The 22637-nt window shown below is 65.9% G+C and carries 20 protein-coding genes (1 of these 20 running past the window's edge); 8 read left to right on the top strand and 12 right to left on the bottom strand.

From position 1 onward, the window contains the following. Window positions 1-8: 8 nt before the first annotated feature. The 3 genes from folE to N0D28_RS02325 form a co-directional block, all read right to left on the bottom strand. Window positions 9-620 (bottom strand): GTP cyclohydrolase I FolE, encoded by a 612-nt coding sequence (folE, locus tag N0D28_RS02335; RefSeq protein ID WP_344983809.1) that lies wholly within the window; start codon window positions 618-620, stop codon window positions 9-11. A 124-nt stretch (window positions 621-744) separates the two neighbouring features. Then, on the bottom strand, window positions 745-1959 hold the full coding sequence (locus N0D28_RS02330; protein ID WP_260560796.1) for an adenylosuccinate synthase: 1215 nt from the start codon (window positions 1957-1959) through the stop codon (window positions 745-747). A gap of 159 nt (window positions 1960-2118) precedes the next feature. Next, window positions 2119-3705: an E3 binding domain-containing protein gene (locus tag N0D28_RS02325; protein WP_260560795.1), complete on the bottom strand. Its 1587-nt coding sequence runs from the start codon at window positions 3703-3705 to the stop codon at window positions 2119-2121. 477 nt (window positions 3706-4182) lie between these two features. Between N0D28_RS02325 and N0D28_RS02320 the strand changes: the two genes are divergently transcribed. The 4 genes from N0D28_RS02320 (at window position 4183) to csaB (ending at window position 9159) form a co-directional block, all read left to right on the top strand. Next, window positions 4183-5232: a Glu/Leu/Phe/Val dehydrogenase family protein gene (locus N0D28_RS02320; protein WP_260560794.1), complete on the top strand. Its 1050-nt coding sequence runs from the start codon at window positions 4183-4185 to the stop codon at window positions 5230-5232. Between the two features lies 1 nt (window position 5233). Further along, window positions 5234-5896 (top strand): uridine kinase, encoded by a 663-nt coding sequence (gene udk / locus N0D28_RS02315; RefSeq protein ID WP_376777647.1) that lies wholly within the window; start codon window positions 5234-5236, stop codon window positions 5894-5896. 219 nt (window positions 5897-6115) lie between these two features. Further along, window positions 6116-8191, top strand: a complete 2076-nt coding sequence (locus N0D28_RS02310) for a DUF5693 family protein (protein WP_260560792.1) — start codon at window positions 6116-6118, stop codon at window positions 8189-8191. After that, window positions 8188-9159, top strand: coding sequence for a polysaccharide pyruvyl transferase CsaB (gene csaB / locus N0D28_RS02305; RefSeq protein WP_260561820.1), 972 nt, complete (start codon window positions 8188-8190; stop codon window positions 9157-9159). Before N0D28_RS02310 ends, csaB begins: the two co-directional genes overlap by 4 nt. A gap of 2 nt (window positions 9160-9161) precedes the next feature. Here the strand turns inward: csaB and xseA are convergent, their stop codons facing one another. Both xseA and crcB read right to left on the bottom strand, forming a co-directional pair. Next, window positions 9162-10349 (bottom strand): exodeoxyribonuclease VII large subunit, encoded by a 1188-nt coding sequence (xseA, locus tag N0D28_RS02300; RefSeq protein WP_260560791.1) that lies wholly within the window; start codon window positions 10347-10349, stop codon window positions 9162-9164. A gap of 314 nt (window positions 10350-10663) precedes the next feature. Further along, window positions 10664-11077: a fluoride efflux transporter CrcB gene (crcB, locus tag N0D28_RS02295; protein WP_260561819.1), complete on the bottom strand. Its 414-nt coding sequence runs from the start codon at window positions 11075-11077 to the stop codon at window positions 10664-10666. Between the two features lie 30 nt (window positions 11078-11107). Here crcB and N0D28_RS02290 point away from each other — a divergent pair, with 30 nt between their 5' ends. After that, window positions 11108-12097, top strand: coding sequence for a magnesium transporter CorA family protein (locus N0D28_RS02290; RefSeq protein WP_260560790.1), 990 nt, complete (start codon window positions 11108-11110; stop codon window positions 12095-12097). Between the two features lie 9 nt (window positions 12098-12106). Here the strand turns inward: N0D28_RS02290 and N0D28_RS02285 are convergent, their stop codons facing one another. Both N0D28_RS02285 and N0D28_RS02280 read right to left on the bottom strand, forming a co-directional pair. Continuing rightward, window positions 12107-12244, bottom strand: a complete 138-nt coding sequence (locus N0D28_RS02285; RefSeq protein ID WP_260560789.1) for a hypothetical protein — start codon at window positions 12242-12244, stop codon at window positions 12107-12109. A gap of 65 nt (window positions 12245-12309) precedes the next feature. Beyond that, window positions 12310-13242: a magnesium transporter CorA family protein gene (locus N0D28_RS02280; RefSeq protein ID WP_260561818.1), complete on the bottom strand. Its 933-nt coding sequence runs from the start codon at window positions 13240-13242 to the stop codon at window positions 12310-12312. Between the two features lie 495 nt (window positions 13243-13737). Between N0D28_RS02280 and rpoZ the strand changes: the two genes are divergently transcribed. Continuing rightward, a complete protein-coding gene (rpoZ, locus tag N0D28_RS02275; RefSeq protein WP_109825247.1) occupies window positions 13738-14037 on the top strand; it encodes a DNA-directed RNA polymerase subunit omega in 300 nt (99 codons plus the stop codon). 124 nt (window positions 14038-14161) lie between these two features. After that, window positions 14162-15346: a bifunctional phosphopantothenoylcysteine decarboxylase/phosphopantothenate--cysteine ligase CoaBC gene (coaBC, locus tag N0D28_RS02270; RefSeq protein ID WP_260561817.1), complete on the top strand. Its 1185-nt coding sequence runs from the start codon at window positions 14162-14164 to the stop codon at window positions 15344-15346. Between the two features lie 75 nt (window positions 15347-15421). On the opposite strand, the gene N0D28_RS02265 is transcribed toward coaBC, so the two are convergent. From N0D28_RS02265 to N0D28_RS02245, 5 genes are all read right to left on the bottom strand, one after another. Beyond that, complete coding sequence (locus N0D28_RS02265) at window positions 15422-16588, bottom strand: BMP family ABC transporter substrate-binding protein (protein ID WP_260560788.1); 1167 nt, start codon at window positions 16586-16588, stop codon at window positions 15422-15424. Between the two features lie 142 nt (window positions 16589-16730). Then, window positions 16731-17606, bottom strand: a complete 876-nt coding sequence (locus N0D28_RS02260) for an ABC transporter permease (RefSeq protein WP_260560787.1) — start codon at window positions 17604-17606, stop codon at window positions 16731-16733. 232 nt (window positions 17607-17838) lie between these two features. Beyond that, complete coding sequence (locus N0D28_RS02255; protein ID WP_260560786.1) at window positions 17839-18897, bottom strand: ABC transporter permease; 1059 nt, start codon at window positions 18895-18897, stop codon at window positions 17839-17841. Then, window positions 18894-20534 carry an ABC transporter ATP-binding protein gene (locus N0D28_RS02250; RefSeq protein ID WP_260560785.1) on the bottom strand — a complete coding sequence of 547 codons (1641 nt, stop codon included), beginning with the start codon at window positions 20532-20534 and terminating at the stop codon, window positions 18894-18896. The genes N0D28_RS02255 and N0D28_RS02250 overlap by 4 nt, the downstream gene beginning before the upstream one ends. 307 nt (window positions 20535-20841) lie before the next feature. Continuing rightward, window positions 20842-22296 carry a sigma 54-interacting transcriptional regulator gene (locus N0D28_RS02245; RefSeq protein WP_260560784.1) on the bottom strand — a complete coding sequence of 485 codons (1455 nt, stop codon included), beginning with the start codon at window positions 22294-22296 and terminating at the stop codon, window positions 20842-20844. Window positions 22297-22454: 158 nt separating this feature from the next. On the opposite strand from N0D28_RS02245, the gene N0D28_RS02240 reads away from it, so the two are divergent. After that, window positions 22455-22637, top strand: partial view of a glycoside hydrolase family 10-like protein gene (locus N0D28_RS02240; protein ID WP_260560783.1) — the beginning only. It continues 1785 nt past the right edge of the window; only the first 183 of its 1968 coding nucleotides appear in the window; it begins with the start codon at window positions 22455-22457; its stop codon lies off the right edge, out of view.

Here is a 22637-nt window from a genome sequence, read left to right as displayed (position 1 = left end):
ACTGAAACTCAGCGGCTTCTGAGGGTCTGCTGCACGGCGCTCATGAATTCGGCGCGGGTGCGCGGGTCGTCCTTGAACACGCCGCGCATGGCCGAGGTGCTGGTGCTGGAATTCTGCTTTTGCACGCCGCGCATGGCCATGCACAGATGGGTGCCTTCCATCATCACAGCCACGCCCTGCGGCGCGAGGAGTTCTTCCACCGCGTCGGCGATCTGCGCGGTGATGCGTTCCTGCACCTGCAACCGGCGCGAATAGAGATCCACGATCCGGGCGAATTTGCTCAGGCCCAGGATCTTGCCGTCAGGGATGTAGGCGATGTGGGCGCGGCCATAAAACGGCAGCATGTGGTGCTCGCACATCGAATAGAACTCGATGTCCTTGACCAGCACCATCTCGGACCCTTCTGCCTCGAACACGGCGTCTCCGGCGGCGTCGTGCAGGGACTTGGTGTAGCCCGCCGTCAGAAAGCCCCAGGCTTTGGCAACCCGGTGCGGGGTCTTGAGCAGGCCCTCGCGCTCGGGGTTCTCGCCGATGGCTGAGAGCCAGTCGTGGGTCAGTCCGGACAGCCCCGGCACTTCCTGTTTTTCGTCGGCGGCACTGATCAGTGGGTAAACGGTCAAGCGTCACTTCCTTTGGGGCCACTAACTGACAGCCCGGTTGAATACCGCCGAGTCTAGCCCCGCCGCTGCCTCAGCAATTGTCAGAGTTGTGTCAAAAGGGCAGTGTCAGAAGGCCAGTGAAGCGCTATTCCCAGGTCACCGAGCCGTAGGTCTGCTCGCGGGCCGGGCCTGCCGAGAAGATGACCACCGGACACTGCACGGTGTCCTCGATCAGATCGAGGTAAGCCTGGGCCTCTCTGGGCAGGCTGCCCCGGCTGTCCGCGCCATCGGTGGTGGCCCAGCCGGGCATCTCACGGTAGACGGGCTGCCCCGCCGCGTCGTAGTCGGTGGCGACCTTGAGCGTCGGAATACCTGCCAGCACGTCCATCTTATTGATGACCAGCCCGTCGAGGCCGTTCACGTCCACGGCATATTTCAGCAGCGCCAGATCGAGCCAGCCGACCCGCCGCGCCCGCCCGGTGGTGGTGCCGAACTCGTCCCAGGGCTGCGAGCCGTCGCCGCGCAGGCGGTGCTCCATCTCGCCGAACAGCTCGGTAACAAAGGGGCCGTTGCCGACGCGGGTATTGAAGGCCTTGGCCACGCCGTAGACCTTGTTGATGGCCTTGTGGCTCACCCCTGCGCCCACCAGGATGCCGCCCACGCTGGGATGCGAACTGGTGACGAACGGGTAGGTGCCGTAGTTGAGGTCGAGCAGGGTGGCCTGCGCGCCCTCGAACAGCACGTTCTGGCCGTCCTTGATGGCCTGACGCAGTTGCGCCCCGGTATCGGCCACGAACGGCACCAGCGCGTCACGGATCGGCAGCAGGTAGCCCAGGGCGTCGCTGACGCTGCCCCAGCCCGCCGATGCCGTGGAGTTGGGCTTGGCCTCCAGCAGGCGCTCGACCCGCTCGCGCAGCACTGCGAGGTCGGCGAGGTCGCCGAAGCGAATCCCCACCCGCCGCGCCCGGTCCGCGTAGGCCGGGCCGATACCGCGTCCGGTGGTGCCGACAAAGTCCTTGCGCCCGTCCACGTACTTGTGATGCGGCAGCACCAGGTGGGCGCGCTCGCTGATGCGCAGCTCGGGATTCAGGCCGCCGTCGAGCAGATTCTGGCGCTCGGCCAGGAATTTCTCGGGGTCGATCACCATGCCGTCGCCCAGCACGCTGACGGTCTGTTCGTGCAGCACGCCGCTGGGCAGCAGGTTGAGCTTGAAGGTCTGGCCTTTTGCCGTGACGGTGTGCCCGGCATTGGCCCCGCCCTGGTAGCGCACCACGAAGTCGGCTTTGGGAGCCAGAAAATCGGTGATCTTGCCCTTGCCCTCGTCGCCCCACTGGGCACCAATAATTGCAATTCCGGGCATGTATCCCTCCAGCCGCGCGGCCCAATTTGTGCCAAAAAAAAGCACGGCGCACGGCACCGTGATTCAATTTAGCTGAAGTTGGGGGAGTGGGGACGATGGCGGTACGGACAAGGCAGGGCGCGCCGAAGCAACTGCCCTGCCTGATCTGTCCTAGACCGCTTACACCAGCAGCTTGACTGGCGCGCCGAGCAGCGCCGAGACCTCGGCCAGGAAGCGCGCGCCCTGCTGCACGTCGATGTCGCCGTTGAGACTCAGGGCGGCCTGACCATCCACCACGCGGCCCAGCGACAGCGTGACGGCGTGCGGGTAGTGCAGGTCGTCGAGGTCGAGCGCCCCGGCGTCGAGAATCAGCAGGTCGGCCTGAACCTGACCATTCAGCGCAGCGCTGGGCTGAGCGTCCTGAAGGGCCTTGATTCCGCCGCGCAGATCGCCGCTGAGGTCGGCGCTGAGCGCCTGTCCCTGGGCATTGGCAACTGCCAGGCTGGAGAGATTGAGCAGTCCCAGGTGACGCTGGGCCGCGCGGGCCACCATCAGGGTCAGTGGCAGGTCGCCGAGCAGTTCGGTGAGCTGTTCGCGGGCGCTGAGCAGGGCGCTCAGATCGGTATTGCGGCGCAAGTAGGTGCCGGACCAGGCGGCGACCTGCGGCTGGACTGACGACGAGGCATACGGCTGGAGAGCGGGCAGGGTAGGGACACTCTGCGGCTCGGCCAGCACCGGCAGTTCCACTTCCGGCATGGTTTCCGGCTCGATGACCTCGCCCAGCACCGGGGCGGGCGGCAGCAGGCGCTCGTCAAAGCTGGAGTCGCTGCTGATCGGCGGCACCACGTCGGCATAGACCGGCCCGGCGACTTCGAGTTCCGGCAGCACCTCGGGCAAGCTGACCGGGGGCTGGATCTCGGCAGGCTGAGGCACCGGAGGCTGGGCCAAGGCGGCGGGCATAATGGCGGGCGGCGTGAAGGTGGGCTGAACCGGAACGGGCCGCACCGGGGTCGACTGAACTGGCGTGGGCTGAACCGGAGCAGGCTGAGACTTGGGCGCGTCGTTGCGGCGGTACAGACTGGAGAGCAGACCGCTGAGCAGGCCACCCGTCGCCGCAGGCCTGGCGGGCGCGGTAGGCACGGTGGGCGGGGGCATCGGCGCTTCGTCTTCCAGCTCGAACTCGTCGTGATCGGGCGTACCGTGATCCTGCGTCTGCTCGGCAGCGACCAGCGGGACCGGTTCCGGCTCGGCTGCAACCACTTCAGCAGGCTCCACTTCGATTGGCGCGGTTTCGATTGCCGCGATTTCGACGGGTTCCACTTCGAGAGGCGCAACTTCGATTGGCGCGGTTTGGGTAGGCTCGGTCCGGACTGGCTCCACCTCGGGCAGCGGGGCCAGCAGTTCCGGCTCCAGTTCGGCCATGACTGGCTCGGGCGGCATTGGTGCGGCCACGATCCGCTCAGGCATGACGGGCTGCGCCGCCGCCTGCATCTGACCTTGCTGGGCCTTGAGGAATTCGGCCAGCTCCGGCTCGACCCCAGCGCGGCTGAGCAGTTCCGGTGACGAGTAGGCGGCCAGTTCGGCGGGCGAGGGCATCGGATCGACCGGTGTCAGCGGCGCGTCTTCCTCGCCGCTCATGACGCGGGCCAGATAGGCCAGAATATCGGACTCGGTGATCAGTCCCGCCTCGCCCGTGCCGTGCAGCGAACGCCACTCGATTCCGTTTGCCTCAGCCAGAACTCTCGCCAGCGGCGCAATTGTCTCCATGTCTCTCCTCACGTCCTTTTTCTGCGGCGGTGACTTTATCTCCTGCTCAAAAGCCCTGCCTTGCGAAACCACTCTCTGCTCTGGGCCTTCTCAGCACATACTCGTCAATGCTGCTCCGGCAACGCTGCCGACTCGGGGGGGGTCAGTTTCTAGGGTAATCCAACCTGCGTATCCTCGGGTTCGGTGCGGGCGGCGCGGCCTGCTGGCCAGCGCTGGGCCGCTGCGAGAAGTTGGGGGAAGCCGGTGCAGTGTTCAATTCCGCATCACTCTAAATCGCCATGTCTTACAAATCTCATCCCAACAACCCTCGGCGGAGTCACTCTCAGCCGGACCACTCTCAGCTGGGCAAAGGTCATCCCGGCACCGCTCACTCCTTATGCAGGCGGTCCGGGGGCATGCTAGCGTTGGGCGAGAAGGTGCCCACTGCTCCCGACTTCCCACGGTGAGGTCGGGGCTGGGCGTTCGGGGAGCCTGAAAATGCTGATGTTTGACGAAATGCACCGGCGTGGACATGAACAGGTCACGTTACTCTCGCACGCCCCCAGCGGCTTGCAGGCGGTGCTGGCCATCCACTCGACGGTGCTGGGACCGGCCATCGCCGGATGCCGTCTGGTCTCGCTCGACGAAGATCTGGTGCTCAAGGGCGCGCTGGCACTGAGTGAATCCATGACCCTCAAGGCCGCGCTGACCGGGCTGAACTACGGCGGGGCCGCCTGCGTGCTGATCAGCCCCGAGAACCTGCTGACCGAGGAGGGGAGTGACGCCCAGGGCCACGCCCGCGAGGCGCTGTTCCGGGCGCTGGGCCGCCAGATCAGTCACTTCGGGGGCCGCCTGATTCTGACCGAGGACGTGCGGGTCTCGGGCCAGGACATCGCCTACGTGGCCCAGGAAACGACCAGCACCATGGGCATGAACACCGACACCGCCGCCGCCACCGCTTACGGCGTCTACCGGGGCATCAAGGCGGCGGCGCGCTTCACGCTCGGCAGCGAGAGCATGAGGAATGTGCGGGTGGCGATTCTGGGCGTGGGCACCGTGGGGCGGCAGCTGGCCGAATTGCTGCACCGCGAGGGTGCGCGCCTGAGCGTGGCCGACATTCAGCCGGAGCGGGCCGAGGAACTGCGCACCCACCTCGAACACGTGCAGGTGCTGAGCGTGGACGAGTTGCTCGACGCGCCGTGTGACGTGCTCGCGCCGTGCGCCTTCGGCTACAGCATCCGCAGCCAGGACGTGTCCCGGCTCCAGTGCCGCCTGATCGCCGGGGCCGAACACCACCCGCTCTCGCGCACCAGCGAGGAACTCGCCCGTGAGGCCGGAATCGCCTACATTCCCGACTTCGCCATCAACGGCGCGGGACTCATCGCCTCGGCCCGCAACCTCAGCGCCGAGCAGGCCGGAGAGCAGATCTACGGCGTCGTCTCGCGCATCGTCGCCCTGGCCGAGCAGCACCATAAACCGCCGCATCTGGTGGCCCGCAAGCTGGCCGAGCGCCGCATCGAACTGATCGGGTCGCTGGGCCGGGCCTGAGATGACACCTGAGTCTTTGCACACTCCCTCTCCGCAGAGTCCCCCTCACCGATCTCCCTTCGTCATCGGGGTGGCGGGCGGTTCGGGCAGCGGCAAGACCACCGTGACCCGGCGCGTCATCGAGACGGTGGGGGCCTCGGGCGTGGCGGTGCTCAACCAGGACAACTACTACCGCGATCAATCGGACATCACCCCCGAAGCGCGGCGGGCCGCCAACTACGACCACCCCGCCGCCTTCGACTGGGCGCTACTGCGCTCTCACCTTGACGCTCTCTTGTCGGGTGTGCCGATTGACATGCCCACCTACGACTTCACCCAGGACACCCGCTCGGCCCAGACCCTGACGGTGTTGCCCGCCCCGGTGGTGGTGCTGGAGGGGTTTTTCGCCTTATATGACGCCGAACTGCGCGCCAAACTGCACCTCAAGGTCTTCGTGGACGCCGACCCCGACGTGCGCTTTATCCGGCGGCTGGAGCGCGACACCCGTGAGCGGGGCCGCAGCCAGGAGAGCGTGATCCATCAGTACCTCGAATACGTGCGCCCGATGCACCTGAGTTTCGTGGAACCCACCAAGCGCTACGCCGACGTGATCATCCAGCACGGCGGCCTCAACGAACCGGCCCTCGATATGCTGGCGGCCAGAATCCGGGCGGCGCTGTTGTAACTGTCCTGACCAGGAACTGGTCCAGCCGGGGGCCGTCTCATCTAATCCCCAAACTTAAGTTTCTCTTCACGCTTAGAATGGGGTGCTAGCGTGAGTGGCTTACGCCTGATACTCACGGGTGTACGGCGCTGAGCGGCCCTCCCTTTTTCGTTCATGTCCTTGCTGAACATGCCCCCGCCCGAGTTTTCCCGAGTCAACACTCCCGATCAAGGACAGTCCATGACCAACGCCAGCCCCACCCCGCCCGCCAACGCCCTGAATGCCCTGCCCACACCGACCCGCTCCCGCTTTCAGCCGCTGCTGCTGGGGGTGCTGGCCCTCAGCCTGATTCCCGCCGGATGGCTGGCCGTCAGCCGAGTCGCCTTTGAAAACAGCGAAAAAAACGTGGCGCTGGTGATGGACTACCCGGCACTCTCGCAGCAGGCCAAGGAAACTGGCCAGGACCCCAACGCCCTGCTGCTGCGCTACAAATCGCTGGGCGTCAACGGCGTGGCGGTGTTCGAGGACGTGGTCGCCTCCACCATTCAGCACGGCGACGCCTACTTCCTGAGCGGGGCCGAGTTGCAGGCCCGCAACCCCGGCGCGAAGGGCATCAACCCCGAGTGGTCATACATGAGGTCAATCAAGCCGGGTGTGGTCGAGAATCTGGTCAACAGTTTCGGCTACATCTCCAACGCGGGCGCGATCAGTCAGGTGCAGGCCGATAACGTCTCGCTGGCCAAAGCCGATAAGAAAGAGCTGCCTGCTGCAATCTACAAGCCGCTGGCCACCAACACCCTCAATGTAGCGGGGCAGAAGTGGGTCGGCTGGGCGGTGGACCCGCGCTACCTCCCGGCGGGACCCAATACCGAGCAGATCAAGCAGTTCAAGGCCGAGGGATTTGTCGTGGTGTACCGTCCCTGGCCCGACCAGCGGGTGCGTGACCCTGGCAAGAACTGGCCGGACGTGCCGTTCATCTCGTTTACCGGCGCAAAAGTCATTGGCGCGGGCAACCCCAGGGTGATGCAGGACATCAGTGATCGGCTGGGCAAGCGCGTGCCGACCATCATCGAGAACAGCGTGCAGCAAGGCCTGGCCGAGTTGATCAAAGACCGCACCGCCGCGAGGATGTTCAGCCTGAATCCGAGCTGGCAAAACAGCCTGACGCCCGACGAGGTCGCCAGCAAGTTCGCGCTGGCCGCCCGCGAGCGCACCCAGCGCATTCTGTACCTGCGCCCCTTCCCGACCCAGGGCGAGACCGAACTCTTTCTCAACGACCTGACCCGGCTGCTGGATGCCCGCAACATCAAGATCACCCAGCCGGTGATCGAGAACTACGCACCGAGCGACGCCCTGCGCTGGCTGAGCATGCTCGGCACCCTGGCGGCGCTCCTGCTGCTGGCGCTGAGCTACCCACTGCCGCGCCTGGGCCTGATTGTGGCAGGACTGGCCCTGCTCGGCGCGCTGGGCCTCAACGGCTTTCAACCGTATCCCGGCCTGGCGCTGGTGTCAGCCATTACCTTTCCGGCACTGGGGCTGGTCCTGCGGCGCAAACAGATGACCGACTGGTATGTGGCCACCGGCTTCAGCTTGCTGGGCGTGCTGTATGTCAGCGCACTGGGCACCGACAAGAACAGCATGCTGGGCCTGGACCCCTTCAGCGGCGTGGGCCTGACGCTGGTGCTGCCGATTGGCCTGGTCGCATTGAGCTTTCTGCCGCGCCAGGACATTCGCCAGACCATTGCCGATCTGTTCGCCATCCGCCTCAAGCTGGGCGACGTGATCATGATGGGCGTGGCGCTGGGGGCCTTCGCGGTGGCGGTGCTGCGGCGCGGCAACACCTCAGCGGTGGGCGTGAGTGACACCGAGGCCAAAATTCGCCAGGACCTTCAAGACGCCATCATCCGCCCGCGCTTCAAGGAAGTCTTCGGCCACCCGCTGCTGCTGCTGGGGCTGTCGGGCACGCTGCCGGGCTACTTCACCATGCTGGCGCTCCTGGGCGGCCTGGAAGGGCAGGCCAGCATCCTCAACACCTTCTCGCACTTTCACACGCCGCTGATGATCAGCCTCACGCGGGCGCTGATCGGGCTGGCCACCGGGCTGCTGCTCGGCTACATCGGGGTCTGGGTGCTCAGAATGGTCATTCGGATCTGGAACAATTACGGCGGCTGGAACGGGGGCCGTCCGCCCTCGGGCACGCCGATTTCGGGCGTGTCCGCTGCTCAGCCCAGCGCCCCGCGCCGCCCGCTGGTGCCGCGCACCGAGATGCGTGCCGACGACGCGCTGGGCCTCGGCGACCTGGGAATCAAGCCCTGAACGTCACGGTGAGCGGGTTTTACGGCTTCGGGAACACCGGAGACGAGGCGATTGCCCTGGCGATGTCGCGCGAGCTGCAAGCCGCCGGGCACGCGCCGCTGCTGCTCTCACAGACGCCTGCCCAGACGGCCCAGCTGTATGGCTGCCGCAGTGCGGCGCGGATGAACCCGCTCTCCCTGCTGAGGGCTGTGGCGGGCTGTGAGGTGCTGCTTTCCGGCGGCGGCGGCCTGCTGCAAGACAAGACCAGCGCCCGAAATCTGACCTACTACCTCGGCGTGATCCGGCTGGCGCGCACCCTAGGCAAGCGCCCGGTGGTGTTCAACCAGAGCATCGGCCCGCTGAGCGACTCGGGCAGCGTGCAGGTGGCACGTGCCCTGCGCGGCCTGCGGGTCATCGTGCGCGACCGGCGCAGTCTGGAGACGCTGGCCGGGCTGGGCATTGAGGGAATGCTGGGCGGCGACCCGGCCCTACTGCTGAGGCCCGGCGAGGGCATCTTGCGAAACGAGAAGACGGTGGTGCTGGCCCCGCGCGGCGACGTGCCGGACGCCACCGCGCGCCTGCAAACGCTGGCCCGCGACCTCAAGGCGCAGGGGCGGCGCACCGTGGCCCTGAGCTTTTACCCCTACGAGGACGACGCGGCAGCCCACTCGCTCGGCGCAGACGAGGTGATCAGCACCCGAGAGCCGCAGGTGGCACTCGATACCGTCGCGGCGGCGGGCGCGGTGGCCGGAGTGCGGCTGCACGCCCTGATTCTGGCGGCGGCAGCAGGCACGCCGTTCGTGGGCCTGAGTTACGATCCCAAAGTCAGCGGCTTCTGCGCCGATGCCGGGGCCGTCAGCGTGCCGGTAGACGTGGACCCGGCGACCCTGCTGACGTTGCTGGCCTCCCAGCGCCAGCCCGACTGGGACGCCATCAGCGCCATGAAAGCGCGGGCGCGGGAGAGTTTCGCCTGGGCACTGGCGAAGTAGCCTTACTCTGCCGCTACCCTCACGCCCACTTCCCCGTCCCGAAACCCCAGCCGCAGCGCCTGACCCGCCGAGACCTGCGCTGCCCGCGTCACCACGCTTCCCGCAGCGTCGCGCACCAGAACGTAGCCGCGTGCCAGGGTGCGCTCCGGGGTCAGTCCCAGCACCTGACGCATGGTGGCGTCCAGGCGCTGCGCTTCGCTGTCGGCGCGTTGCAGGGCTGCCCGGCGCAGCCCGTCGTGACGGCGCTCGGCACTGTTCTCGGCGTTCCGGAGGACCTCGCGGCACAGTGAGCGCACCGCCGCGTAGCTCTCCAGGGCTTCCTGCACCCGTTCCAGAATGCTGCCGACGATGAAGGCTGCCGCCTTGCTGGGCGTGTCGGTGCGAACATTGGCGAGTTCGTCCAGAATGGTGTCGTCACGGGCATGCCCGATGCCGGTGATGACCGGAATGGGGAAGACGGCCACCGCGCGGGCCAGCGCCCCAGTGTTGAGCCAGGCCAGATCGAGGCTGGCCCCGCCGCCCCGGATGATCACCAGGGCGTCGGCGGCTTTCCCCTCGTGGGCGGCGCGGGCCTGCTCCAGTGCCCGCAGCAGACTGGCCTCAGCAGCCTGGCCCTGAAAGGTGGCCTCCAGATACACCACGTCCAGCACGCCCGTCGCCTCCAGGCGGTCCAGCTCGCCCCGGAAATCGCCCAGGCCCGCCGCGCCCGCCGGACTCAGCACGATCAGCCGGGTGAAGTCCTGCGGGGCAGGCAGGCTGCGGTTTTTGCCCAGCAGCTTCTCGCGGGCCAGCGTCTTCCTGAGTTCGTCGAGCCGCAGCGCTGCGTCGCCCAGCGTAAATTCGGGGGCGGCGTCCAGAATGTGCAGTGAAAAGCCGTACTGTGGGTGAAATTCGGCAGTGACGAACAACAGCACGCTCATTCCGGCCATCAGGCCGCCTCCGGTGGCGCGGCGGAACTTGCCTTCCAGGGCAAAGCGCTCGCGTGCCCACAGGGTCGCCCGGCACTTGGCGACCTCGCGACCGTCGGCACCCACCTGCACCAGATCGAGGTAGAGGTGGCGGCGGTCGGTGAGTGAGGCGATCTCGGCACGCACCCACACTGCGCCGGGAATGCCGCGCGCGAGCACCTGCTCCACGTAGGCCAGCAGATCGCGCAGGTTGAGAGAAGTTTGGGACGCGGCAGCAGGCATACCTGCAGGGTAGCGTGAAAGCGGCTTAAGGCCCATGCCTGTGAAAGAAAGGGAAGGGCCAAGTACGTCCCTGCTGCCATTTCGGGCTTCTGCGTCCTGGGCAGAGCGGCTTCTTGACCAAAACCGCGCCGACGACGACGCCTGGTCACACCTATCGGGCCTGCCCGCAAAAAGCGCTCCATCCCTATCGTCGTGAGCGGCACCTGTAGAGGGCCATTCCTCCCCTTGAGGACGCCACTCCTCCACTCTCGCCAGGACGTACTTTCTTCCTCACTCGCTGTGCTCGGTGAAGTTCAAGCTTGACAGAGAAATACTTAGCGCAGCGCCGCCACCCGCCCCAGGACCGCCGCCGCCAGGCCGAAGCCGATGGTCAGCAGCACGTAAAGGGCCGCCCGTCCCCACTCGCCGCGCAGCATCAGGGCGTTGGTCTCCACACTGAAGGTGGAAAAGGTGGTGTAGGCTCCCAGAAAGCCGGTGCCGAGCGCCAGCCGCAGCTCCGGCGGCCAGGCGGCGCGGGCCGGGTGGCTCAGTCCCACCCGGGTCAGCAGGTAGCCCAGCGCAAACGCGCCGGTGACATTGATGAGGAGGGTCGCCATTGGAAAGGTGGCCCAGGCGTAGCGCGTGCCCAGCGATGCTATCCACAGGCTCAGGCCATAGCGTGCCAGTGCGCCCACCGCACCGCCCAGCGCTACCAGAATGGCTCCTTGCCAAGTCACGCCCAGCAGCATAGCGCCCACACCTGGAGGTTAAGATTGGGGGTGATTCGCGCCAAGACGCTCGGCGGTCAGGAAGTCGATGTTTTCAGTCTGCCAGCGGGAACGCTGCCGCAGGGGATCTGGGTCGACCTACAAGACGCCGCGCCGGAAGAGCTACAAAAGATTCAGTCCCTCTTCCCACTGCACCCGCTGGCGCTGGAAGACGCACGCGAGGAGGGGCACTGGAGCCGCTTCGAGACGTACCCAGCCCACGATTTTCTGACCTACCGCACGCTGGCCCGCGCCCAGGAATGCGACGAGTTCACCGAGCGCATCAGCATTTTCGTGTTTCCCGGCAGCGCCGCCCTCCGCGAGACGGCCCCTGGGCATTCGCCACCCGCGCCGGGGTTGCCGGGGAGCGTCCTGACTTTCTCCCGACACGCCACCATCTACCTGGAGAAGGTCTGGAGCCTGGCGGGGCGCGATTCAGTCAATACGCCCGCCGAGGTGGCCTACGAGCTGATCGATCACGGGGCCGACACCTTTGCCACTTACGCCAGCGCCCTGGAAGAACGCATCGAGGCGTTGCAGGAAAAAGTCTTCCAGGATGAGCGGCTCAACGTCACGGGGGCGGTGTTCGGCTTCAAGCACAACCTCGCGCGGGTGCGTCACCTGGCCAGCGAGGCCCGCGAGGCGGTACTGCTGCTGGTCCGGCACGGCCACGCCGAGGGCGGCGACCAGATCCGTTACCGCGACGCCCTGAGCAACCTCGACCGGGCCGTCTCCAGACTCGATGCCCAGCGTGAGGCCCTCACCAACCTGCTCGACACGGCCCTAGGCTTTCAGGCACAGCGCATGAACGAGGTGATTCGCACCCTGACGGTGGTCAGCACCATTTTCCTGCCGCTCACCTTTCTGGCGGGGGTATGGGGGATGAATTTCAAGCTGATGCCAGAGTTGGAGTGGCATTACGGCTACGTGCTGGCCTGGGGCAGTTTCGTTCTCACCGGACTGCTAATGGCCGCTTATTTCAAGCGACGGGGCTGGTGGTGAGGGGCAAGCTCAGCGCCAGCGCGCCCGCACGTACATCAGTCCCACGCCCAGCACCGACCACAGCGCGCCGCGCCAGTCGCCGGAGACGAGCTGCACCACTCCGATTGCAAAACTCAAAACCCCGCCGACCAGTCCCCAGGTGCCCATGCTGTGAGGCTACGCCGGAGCGGCTTGCAGCGCTCTGACAGGGCCAGCAAAAGCCAGCATCTGGGCTAGAACACGTCGAAGCGCTTCATCAGCCAGACCACCAGCGTCAGCACCAACCCCATGAAGACGAAGATCGCCAGCGTCATCCAGGCCCTGTCCTGATAGGGCAGCGGCACGTTCATGCCGAAGATGCCGGTGATCAGGGTGGGAATGGCGATCAGAATGGTGCTGATGGTCAGAAACTTGACCACCTGGTTGACGTTGTTGCTGATGATACTGGCAAAGGCCCCGGCCATGCTGGTCAGGATGTTGCTGGCGATGCCGACCATTTCGATGGCCTGCAAATTCTCGATCAGCACGTCGTCGAGCAGGTCCTGGTCTTCCTCGTACATCTCGAAGATACGGTCGCGCTTGACCCGCTCCATCATGGCCTCGTTGGCGCGCAGGCCGGTCATGAAGTACACCAGGCTCTTTTCGAGCTTGAGCAGTTCCAAGAGTTCCTGGTTGCGCGTCGAGTTTTCCAGCTTATCCTCGGTGCGGTCCACCTGCTTGTTGATGTGGCGCACGTCGATCAGGAAACGCTGGGCATTTCTGAGGAAGAGTTGCAGCGTCAGGCGGTTTTTCTTGGCGGTGCTGACCTGGCGCACCAGACCGCTCACCACGTCCTTGACCACCGGATTGGGCATCGAGCAGACCGTCACCAGGCAGTGGTCGTTGTGCAGAATGCCGAGCGGCACGGTGTCGTAGGGAATGTCCGAGTTCTCGCCGAGCCGGTAACTGGTCTGCATGATGATCAGCAGTTGGTTGTCCTCGCGCTCAAAGCGGCTGCGCTCGTCGGGGTCGAGCGGGTAACTCAGGTAATCGAGATCGAGGCCGGTCTCGCGGGCCACGCGGGCGAGTTCCTCGGCGCTGGGCGCGGTGGCGTCAATCCAGCAGCCGTCGGTGTACTGATCCAGCATATTCAGTTTGCCGCCCACACTGCGGTAGTAGGTCAGCACGGCCCCGCACCTGGCGGACAGCACGGAAATGGGTGGGCGCTCAGGGGCGTGAGGTTCAGCGAAACAGAAATGAAAGCGGGGCAGGGCATGGCAGCCTCCAGGCCGAACAGCTCAGGCAAGGTCGCAAAAGGGGCAAGGGGGGCAGATGGCGCGGCTTGAGGGCCGAACTGGGGGGCTGTTCGTTCTCACTAATCACATCGTCACCTGCCTCTGGCTGATCTCCTGCGCGGCTGCACGCCTGACTGTTAAGGTCGGCGACCCACGCGACGGACCATCCTAGCCCAGGCCAGCAGTGCGGGGCAAGCCGTGAGCAGTATGCCCAGCAAAATGCGCTAGAATAAGCGGCTGACCTGACGGCCCGCGCTGTGGCTGCCTTTCTGGCGGCTTCTCTGGAGGCGGGGCTTTTCTCCGTCCAGTGTCCCGTATGCGGGCAGCCTGCGGGCACGGCGCGTTCTTTGAGTGGTTTTCCTTCAAGCCCGTTTCACCGAGGTATTTATGGCCGAAAAAGACATTGACAAGCTCCTATCCCTGACCGACAGCAAGTACCGCTTATCTGTGGTGACGGCCAAGCGCGCCATTCAGCTCAAGTCCGGTGCGCCGAGCGTGCTGGCCCCCGACGTGAAGGCCAGGACCCACAATCTGGTGACCCAGGCCATGCGCGAACTCGCCACCGGCAAGCTGACGGTGGGCGAGCAGCTCATCGACGAGAGCCGCTTTCAGCAGGATTACCAGCGCCAGAGGCAGGCTCAGCTCCAGGCCCAGCTCAACGCTGAGCGCGAACGCGAACGCGACTGAGCGAACAAATTCCTGACCAAAGCCGCCGCCTGACTGTGGGCGGCTTTTTTGGGCCTGCGCTAGACTCGGAGCCGTGACTTCCTCCGAGAGTTCCCGCCGCGCCCTGGTCATCGTGGGCGGCAGCATGGCGGCCATCAAAGCGCCCAGCACCCTGCGGCGGCTGCGCGAGGCGGGGTTCAAAACCGACGTGATCGCTGGCCGCGCCGCGCTCGAGTTCGTCACGCCGCTGAGCCTGTCGACCGCCGCAGGCCGCGAGGTCGCCACCGACGACACCTGGTTCGCGGCGCGGCCCGACGCACAGCACCTGACGCTGGCCCGCGCAGACGTGACGGTCCTCGTAGGGGCCAGCGCCGATCTGCTGGCCCGCGCCGCACACGGCCTGGCCTCCGATCTCGCCAGCGCCACCCTGCTGAGTGTGCGCGGAAAAGTGCTGTGGGTGCCCGCCATGAACCAGCAGATGTGGTTGCACCCGGCGGTGCAGGCCAACGTGCAGACGCTCAGACACTGGGGCCACCGCTTTCTCGGCCCCACTCACGGCACGTTCGGCACGCTGGGCGAGGGCACGGGCTGGGGCCGGATGGCCGAGCCGGAGGAGATCGCGGCGGCGGCGCTGGCTCTTCTTTCCCAGACTCCAGACCCCACACCCCACAGCCCAGACCTGCAAAATCTCAAACTCGTCGTCTCCGCTGGCCCCACCCGCGAGTACCTCGACCCGGTGCGCTTCATCTCCAACCCCAGCAGCGGCAAGATGGGCTACGCGGTGGCGCTGGAGGCCCAGGCACGCGGCGCTTTGGTGACCTTGGTCAGTGGTCCGGTAAATCTGCCCGACCCGCCGGGCGTGGCAGTGATAAAGGTGGAGAGCGCCGTGCAGATGCATGACGCCGTGCTGAAAGCCGCCGCAGATGCCCAGATCGTCGTGATGACGGCGGCGGTGGCCGACTACCGTGCCGCCGAGCAGAAGACCGAGAAGGAAGCCAAGACGGCGGGCGAGGTCAGCATTCAACTGGTGCCCAACCCCGACATTCTGGCGGCGCTGGGCCAGCAGAAATCGGGGCGGGTGCTGATCGGCTTCGCGATGGAAACGCACGCGGGCGTGGAGCGGGCGGCCCTCAAGGCGCGGCGCAAGAATGCCGACTTCATCCTGCTCAACTACCCCACACAGCAGGGCACGGCCTTCGGCGGCGACGACAACCAGGTGACGCTGGTGCGGCCCGACGGCACATCCGAGGCGTGGCCGCGCCTGAGCAAGCGCGAGGTGGCCGCCCGGTTGCTGGACGAGGCGCTGAAGGTGCGGCAGTCGGCCCGGTAAAGCCGTATCTCCTCGACGGCGACATGAAAAAGCGCCGCAGGCACACGGCCCCGGCGCTCGTTCAGAAGGGTCTGTTTACTTCTTCGGCTCGTCGGCGACCTGGCCCACCACGCCGGGCGCGACCCACGACATGCTGTTGAGGTCAGCGACGCTCATGGTCTTGCCAGCGGGCACGCGCAGCACACCGTTGCGGTCCTTGATCGGGCCAGTGAGGGGATCAAACGTCTCGCCTTTGCTCATCTGGGCATTGAGCGCCATCACCCGGTCATAGACGCTGACCGACTTGCCGCCGACCATCATCCTGGCAGCCTTGAGCTGCGGCACGAACTTGGCGTTGAAGGGCAGACCGTTGTCCGCGCCCATCTCGACGGCTCCCTTGCTCAGCAGCCACCAGTAGTCCACGTTGGCGAGATTTTTATTCGTGTAGGTGCCGTTGTGGACCTTGGTCAGGAAATCGATGTAGATCTTGTCCCAGTGGGCGATGTGGCCGCTCACCACGTTATTGGGACTGAATTTCAGCATCGGGTTGTAGTGGCTGAACGTCGGAATGTTCTTGGCTCCGGCGGTCTGCACCCCGGTGGCCGAGTCCTCGGCGCTGGTCAGCACGTCCGCGCCCTCGGAGAGCAGCGCTTCGCTGGCCTCGCGGGTCTTGGCCGGGTCAAACCAGGCGTTGATCCACTTGACGTTAACATTGGCCTTGGGGTTGACTGCCCTGACGCCCAGCGCGAAGGCCGAGAGGTGACGTTTGAGTTCGGGAACCGGGTAGGTGCCAACAAAGCCGATCTTGCCGCTCTTGCTGAGCGCCCCGGCGACCAGACCGTTGAGGTAATAGACCTGATAGAAGTCGGCCATGTAGGTCGCCATGTTGGGGTTGCGCTTGAAACCGGCGTTGTGCGCAAAGATGATGTTGGGATACTTTTTGGCGGCGGCCAGGGTGTCGTCCATGTAGCCGAAGCTGGTGGTGAAGATCACCTGGCAACCATTCTTGGCGAGCCGGTCGATCACCGGGAGCGCCTGGCCTTCCGGCACGCTCTCCACGTACTGGGTTTCCAGCCAGGGCAGGGCCTTCTCGGCGGCCTTGCGGCCCTGGTCGTGGGCGTAGCTCCAGCCGATATCGCCGGTGGGGCCAACGTAGATGAAGCAGGCCTTGAGCTTGGCGTTGGCGTCCTGGGCGCTGGCCTGGGTCGTGGCGGCGGTGGTGAGGGCGAGGGCCAGGGCGAGCAGCGTCTTGGTCTTATGCATGGATCTCCTTCGACAAAGATGAGGGCGAGTCTGAAGCTGAGCTTAATGTAGAGCATTTTGAGGACGAAGTGCACGTCCGGCTTGCCCTGCTGCCGACCTCGCCCAGCAAACATGCGCGCCGTGTTGCCTGAGACGCTCTCACTCAGCGTTCACCGCGCGTGTAGGGTCTGCCCAGCGCTTCGGGAGCCGAACCCTGCTGTCCGCGCAACCCGGCGAAGGCCAGCACCACGATAACCAGCAGGTACGGCATGGCCGCAAAAAATTCGGTGGGAATGAACGTCTTGCCCTGGAGCCGGAATTGCAGGTAATAGAGCAGCCCGAAAAAGATGCTGCCGAAAATGGCCCGCAGCGGATTCCAGCCCACAAAGATGACCAGCGCCACCGCGATCCAGCCCAGTCCCGCTGTCATGCCGTCGGTCCAGGAGGGACGGTAGACGAGTGACAGGTACGCGCCCGCCAGGCCTGCCAGCGTACCTCCGAAGGTGACGGCTCCGTAGCGGATCAGGTTGACGTTGAGGCCCAGCACGTCGGCAGCGGCGGGGTTCTCGCCCACCGATCTGAGGGTCAGACCGGCGCGGGTGCTGGTCAGCCAGAAGGCCAGGACCAGCGCCAGCACGATGGCCCCGATGGTAAAGGGCCACTGACTGGGCTGCCCAAGCAGCGGAAAGCCCTCGTATTTCTTGCCGAGCAGCCCGGCCACGCCCAGGCCCAGCAGGGTCAGGCTCAGGCCCGACACAAACTGGTTGGCCCGCAGTGTGATGGTGACGAAGGCGTGCAGCAAGGCCGCCAGCCCGCCCGCCGCCATTGCCGCCAGAATGCCCAGTGCGATGCTGCCGCTGCCCGGCGAGCCGTCGCCGTAAGCCACTGCGAAGCCCGCCAACGCGCCGAGCGCCATCATGCCCTCCACGCCCAGGTTGACCACCCCAGCCCGCTCGTTGATGACGGCCCCTAACGACGCCAGCAGCAGCGGCGTGCCGAAGGCGAGAGCGCGTAGGAGGGCGTTTAAGAGTTCATCCATGTGACTCCTTTTGGGGATGTGGGAGGTGGGTTACAGGTTGTGGGAAAAGAAGGAAGGGCAACCGCCGGCGCTTACCACCCCCTCCCCAGCCCTCTACTCCGTAGCAGTCTGGCCAGTTCCACCCGTGAAGAGGGAGGGAACCAACAGCGAAAAGCGCTCGATCTTTGCTCCTCCCCATTGAGGGGGAGGCTGGGAGAGGGTGAAATGAGCGAAGCGATTGCCCTTTGCAGCATCACTTCCCAAACTTCACCCGGTTCTTCACGAACACCTCGCTGGCGATCAGGCTCATCAGAATGACGCCGGAAAAGACGTCAGTGATCCGGAACGGCAGGTTCAGGTTGATTTTCAGCACGTCGCCGCCCGCCAGGATGACGCCCATCAGCGGCGCGGTGATGAGGCACAGCAGCGGATTGCCGCGCGCCAGCCAGGCCACAATGACAGCCGTAAAGCCGTAGCCCGAGGAAATCTGGCTGGGTTCGAGCAACTTGTGGTGAATCCCGGCCACCTCGCCCACGCCCGCCAGGCCCGCCGCGCCGCCAGTGATCATGGCCATCCTGAACAGCACCCGGCTGACGCTGATCCCGGCGTAGCGGGCCGCCCCCGGGTTCTCGCCCGCCACCCGAAGCTCGAAGCCGCCAGTGCTGCGTCCCAGAAACCACTGGAGGGCCACCGCCAGCAGCACGCCCAGCAGCAAGGTGGGCCAGCCGACCTGGGTGCCGGGCAGCGTCGGCAACTGGGCAAACACAGGAAAGTCGTCGGTGTAGATGAAGCCGCGTACCTTCTGGCCTTTCCAGGGGCCATTGATCAGGTAGATCAGCAGGTAGGTGGCGACGTAGTTGAGCATCAGGGTGGTCAGAATCTCATTGACCCGCAGCCGGGTTTTGAGGAAGGCAGCGATCAAGGCCCACAGTCCGCCTGCCAGCGCCCCGCCCACGAACATGGCAGGCAGCATGACCAGCGGCGGCAGCGGCGTGAACAGCGCGATGCCGCCCGCTGCGATGGCCCCCAGCAAAAGCTGGCCCTCCGCGCCGATATTGAAAAACTGCGCCCGGAAGGCCAGTGTCAGGCCGATGCCGATGAGCAGCAGCGGCGTGCCCCGGCGCAGCACCTCCGACCAGCCGCTCCAGTCGCTCACTGTCCCCTGGAGCATGGCGGCGTAGGCCTCAAATGGATTGGTACCCGCCGCCAGGAAAATCAGCCCGGCCACCACCAGCGCGAATACCAGCGCGCCCAGCGTGACCCAGGCCACCCGTCCGCGCGGTGGATCGGCAATCGGAACGAACCGGATCACGCCCGCAGCTCCCCGATGTGGTCGGGTTCGTCCGGCCCGGCGTTCTCGACCAGATCGCCCGGCCCGGCTCCGTGCGGCAGACCGTCAGCGTTGGCCGCGCCTCCGGCCATGGTCAGTCCGATGCCCTCGCGGGTGGCCGACGCCGCGTCATACGGCCCCAGCAGTTCGCCGTGGTACATCACCGCAATGCGGTCCGATAAGGCCAGCAGTTCGTCGAGGTCCTCGCTGACCAGCAGCACACAGGCTCCGCGCCCGGCGGCGTCCATCAGGGTGCGGTGGACCTGCTCGGTGGCCCCGATGTCCAGGCCGTAGGTCGGATGCACCGCCAGAATCACCTTCGCGCCCCCCTGTCCCGACAGATCGCCCAGCTCGCGGGCCAGGATGATCTTCTGGATGTTGCCGCCCGACAGCAGTCTTGACGCGGTGTCTATCCCCGGCGTGCTGATGTCGAAGGCCTTGACCATCTGCCGGGCGTGGCCGTCCAGCGCCCCGAGGTCGCGCACAGCTCCACGCGCCAGCGGCGGCTTGGCATAGTCACGCAGCGCCAGGTTCTCGGCCACGCTCATGCTCGGCACCGTGCCCATGTGAATGCGGTCCTCGGGGATGTGCGCCACGCCGGACTCGAAAATGGCCCGTGCATCCCGGCCCAGCGACGCACCGTCTAAAGTGATCTGGCCGCCCTGAAGGTCGTGCAGGCCCGCCATCACCTCGACAAGTTCGCTCTGGCCGTTGCCTGCCACGCCCGCCACGCCGACGATCTCCCCGGCCCGCAGCACCAGATTCACACCGCGCAGGGCGGGCAGGCCCCGGCTGGAGAGCGCTTGCAGATTATGGGCGGCCAGCCGCACCGGGGCCGCGTTCAGATCGGGCGGCGTCCGCCGCTTGCGCTCGAAACTCACCGAGCGGCCCACCATCATCTCGGCCAGGCTCTCACGGGTGGCCCCCCGCGTGGGCACGTTGCCGGTCACCTTGCCTTTTCGCAGCACCGTCACCCTGTCGGTGATTTCCATCACCTCACCGAGCTTGTGCGAGATAAACACCAGACTCCTGCCGTCGTTGCGAAGTTCGTTCATCACCTGAAACAACCCACCGACTTCCTGCGGCGTCAGCACACTGGTCGGCTCGTCCAGAATCAGCACCCTGACGCCGCGCAAGAGAGAGCGCAGAATCTCGACGCGCTGCTTTTCGCCGGGCGAGAGCTGAGCGACCCTGGCGTCCGGATCAACGTGCAGGCCGTACTTCTGCGAAAGTTCACGGATGCGTCCGGCAATGCTGCGGGCCGGAAACAGGCTGCTGCCACTGCCCAGCGCCAGATTCTCGGCGACGCTGTGCCGGGCCACCAGCATGGGGTGCTGCGGCACCAACCCGATGCCGAGTTTGAGCGCCTGGGCTGGGCTGCCGATGGTCACGGCCCGCCCATCCACCAGCGTTTCGCCCTCGTCGGGGCGGTACAAACCGTACATCACGGAAATCACAGTGCTCTTGCCCGCACCGTTTTCACCCAGTAAGGCCAGCACCTCACCGGCATTCAGGTGCAGGCTCACGTTGTCATTGGCAACCACGCCGGGAAAGCGTTTGGTGACGGAGCGCAGTTCGAGCACGGGCACAGCGGCGGACGAGAGATGGGGGGAAGTCATGGCGGCTCCTTGGATTCCAGAAACGACGAACACGATCACCCAGACGGCGCACAACACCTGCCGTGTCCGAGCTGCCTTCCATGCTAGAGCATGGCCCGGCAATCTCAGCCCAGAAGCTGCACCCTGTCCAGCTTTTGGTTGACAGTCTGCACGAATCTCCACTTTGAAAGTTTATCTGCCGACCTTCACCAACTGGGCGGGCCAGATCGGATCGGAGGATTCATCGGTCTGACCCAGCAAAAAAGCATGGTGCCCAAACGCTCCACCATGCTTTCCGTTTTGATGTTTTCCGTCTGACCGACTGGGCTCAGTTCCAGCGGCCCCCGGCGCGGCGCGGGGCTTCCGGCTCGGCGGCGGCGTAGCTCTCCTCGGCCCGTGAGAGCTTCTTGCGCCCGTACAGTCCTTCCAGAATGAACTCGGCGGCGCTGACCCGGTGGGCATCGCCGGACTGCTCGGCGATCTCGGCGGCCAGTGCGCTCAGGCCCGGCACGGCAGCGGCAGCCTTCAGCGCGGCGGCCACGTTCCCAGCCTGCGGAAAGCGGAACACGTTGCCGTCGTCGAACCATTTTTCCAGGGCCTTGGTGTCGGCGCTGGAATAATGGCGTCCGTAGACCTGCCCTGCCGCCTTGCGGATGATGTCCTTGGCGACCACGTCCGCGCCTCTCAATTCGCCCTCGTATTCGAGTTCGAGCTTGCCGGTGATGGCAGGCAGGCCCGCGTACACGTCGCTGACGCGCACCACCGGCTCGTCGTCGAGTCGCAGTGAGCGGGCTTCGGCGTTGGCCGAGGCGACTTCCATCAGCGAAATCGGCAGGCGCTGCGAGACGCCGCTGAGCTTGTCCACCCGGCCGTCCTCGCGGGCCTGGAAGGCGATTTCCTCGATCAGTTCGGCCATGTAGCCTGGTACCGTCACCGAGGCGTCGCGGGTCGCTTCCTGGGCCGTGATCGACATGCCCTCGTCTACCGTCCTGGGGTAGTGGGTCCGGACTTCCGAGCCGATGCGGTCCTTGAGCGGCGTCACGATCTTGCCGCGCGCAGTGTAGTCCTCGGGGTTGGCCGAGAAGACCAGCATCACGTCGAGTTCGAGCCGCACCGGATAGCCCTTGATCTGCACGTCGCCTTCCTGGAGGATATTGAAGAGGGCCACCTGCACCTTGGGCGAGAGGTCGGCCAGCTCGTTGACGGCGAAGATGCCCCGGTTGGCGCGCGGCAGCAACCCGAAGTGCATGCTGCGCACGTCGCCCAGCGCGGTGCCCAGACGGGCCGCCTTGATGGGGTCCACGTCGCCGATCAGGTCGGCCACCGTCACGTCGGGGGTCGCCAGCTTCTCCACATAGCGGTCCTCACGGGCGATCCATTTCAGAAGCAGGCCGTGGCCGTGCTCGCGCAGCAGTTCCTGGCCCTGCACACTGATGGGGTTGAGGGGATCGTCGCTGATCTCACTCTCGGCGATGGCGGGCACATGCGGGTCGAGCAGCGAGGTGATGGCGCGCAGAATCCGGCTCTTGGCCTGGCCGCGCAGCCCCAGCAGAATGAAGTTCTGGCGGGCCAGCAGGGCGTTGATTAGTTGCGGCACCACCGAATCGTCGTAGCCGACCACGCCGGGAAACAGCGTCTCGCCGCTGCGGAGTTTGCGCTTGAGGTTCTCGCGTACCTCATCCTGCACGCGGCGACTCCTGGCGTCAAAAGGAGCGCGGCCCGCGTACTCGGGCAGACGAAGCAGTTCACCGACGGTTCGTGGCTGTGAAGTGGGTTCTGACATCTTGGGGGCAAATTAGCACGCCCCCCAATGCTGGACTGTGGGTTTTGCGAGCCTTGAAATCTGTGGTCAGCTCCCACCAAGACCGGGGCCAACAGCCGCCCAGCGAACGGCCCTCACGCCCCACGCCGCCGGGTACGCTAGCGTAAGCCCGATACCGCGTGAGAAGCCGACATAGCCAGCCCCCGCACGCCCGCACCACGCCAATCCGGCCCGCCCTGCTGCTGACCCTGCTCATGGCCCTGGCGGGCGTCGGCAGCGCCCAGACCTCCGCACCCACCCTGGACCCCCCGGCAGCCCTCCCCGCCGCTTCGCCTGCTGCCGCGCCGAACTTCCTGGGCAGC

Origin of the sequence: Deinococcus rubellus (genome assembly GCF_025244745.1) — a bacterium.
In the GTDB taxonomy this organism is placed as follows: Bacteria; Deinococcota; Deinococci; order Deinococcales; family Deinococcaceae; genus Deinococcus; species Deinococcus rubellus.
The sequence above is the reverse complement of the archived record's forward strand: the minus strand, read 5'-3'. Positions and strand labels throughout refer to the sequence as shown.

What these genes read in the sequence shown, in the direction of transcription:
- N0D28_RS02330 (WP_260560796.1), bottom strand. Translation starts at nt 1,959, where the DNA reads ATGCCCGGAATTGCAATTATTGGTGCCCAGTGGGGCGACGAGGGCAAG.
- N0D28_RS02325 (WP_260560795.1), bottom strand. Translation starts at nt 3,705, where the DNA reads ATGGAGACAATTGCGCCGCTGGCGAGAGTTCTGGCTGAGGCAAACGGA.
- N0D28_RS02320 (WP_260560794.1), top strand. Translation starts at nt 4,183, where the DNA reads ATGCTGATGTTTGACGAAATGCACCGGCGTGGACATGAACAGGTCACG.
- udk (WP_376777647.1), top strand. Translation starts at nt 5,234, where the DNA reads ATGACACCTGAGTCTTTGCACACTCCCTCTCCGCAGAGTCCCCCTCAC.
- N0D28_RS02310 (WP_260560792.1), top strand. Translation starts at nt 6,116, where the DNA reads ATGACCAACGCCAGCCCCACCCCGCCCGCCAACGCCCTGAATGCCCTG.
- xseA (WP_260560791.1), bottom strand. Translation starts at nt 10,349, where the DNA reads ATGCCTGCTGCCGCGTCCCAAACTTCTCTCAACCTGCGCGATCTGCTG.
- crcB (WP_260561819.1), bottom strand. Translation starts at nt 11,077, where the DNA reads ATGCTGCTGGGCGTGACTTGGCAAGGAGCCATTCTGGTAGCGCTGGGC.
- N0D28_RS02285 (WP_260560789.1), bottom strand. Translation starts at nt 12,244, where the DNA reads ATGGGCACCTGGGGACTGGTCGGCGGGGTTTTGAGTTTTGCAATCGGA.
- rpoZ (WP_109825247.1), top strand. Translation starts at nt 13,738, where the DNA reads ATGGCCGAAAAAGACATTGACAAGCTCCTATCCCTGACCGACAGCAAG.
- coaBC (WP_260561817.1), top strand. Translation starts at nt 14,162, where the DNA reads ATGGCGGCCATCAAAGCGCCCAGCACCCTGCGGCGGCTGCGCGAGGCG.
- N0D28_RS02265 (WP_260560788.1), bottom strand. Translation starts at nt 16,588, where the DNA reads ATGCATAAGACCAAGACGCTGCTCGCCCTGGCCCTCGCCCTCACCACC.
- N0D28_RS02260 (WP_260560787.1), bottom strand. Translation starts at nt 17,606, where the DNA reads ATGGATGAACTCTTAAACGCCCTCCTACGCGCTCTCGCCTTCGGCACG.
- N0D28_RS02250 (WP_260560785.1), bottom strand. Translation starts at nt 20,534, where the DNA reads ATGACTTCCCCCCATCTCTCGTCCGCCGCTGTGCCCGTGCTCGAACTG.
- N0D28_RS02245 (WP_260560784.1), bottom strand. Translation starts at nt 22,296, where the DNA reads ATGTCAGAACCCACTTCACAGCCACGAACCGTCGGTGAACTGCTTCGT.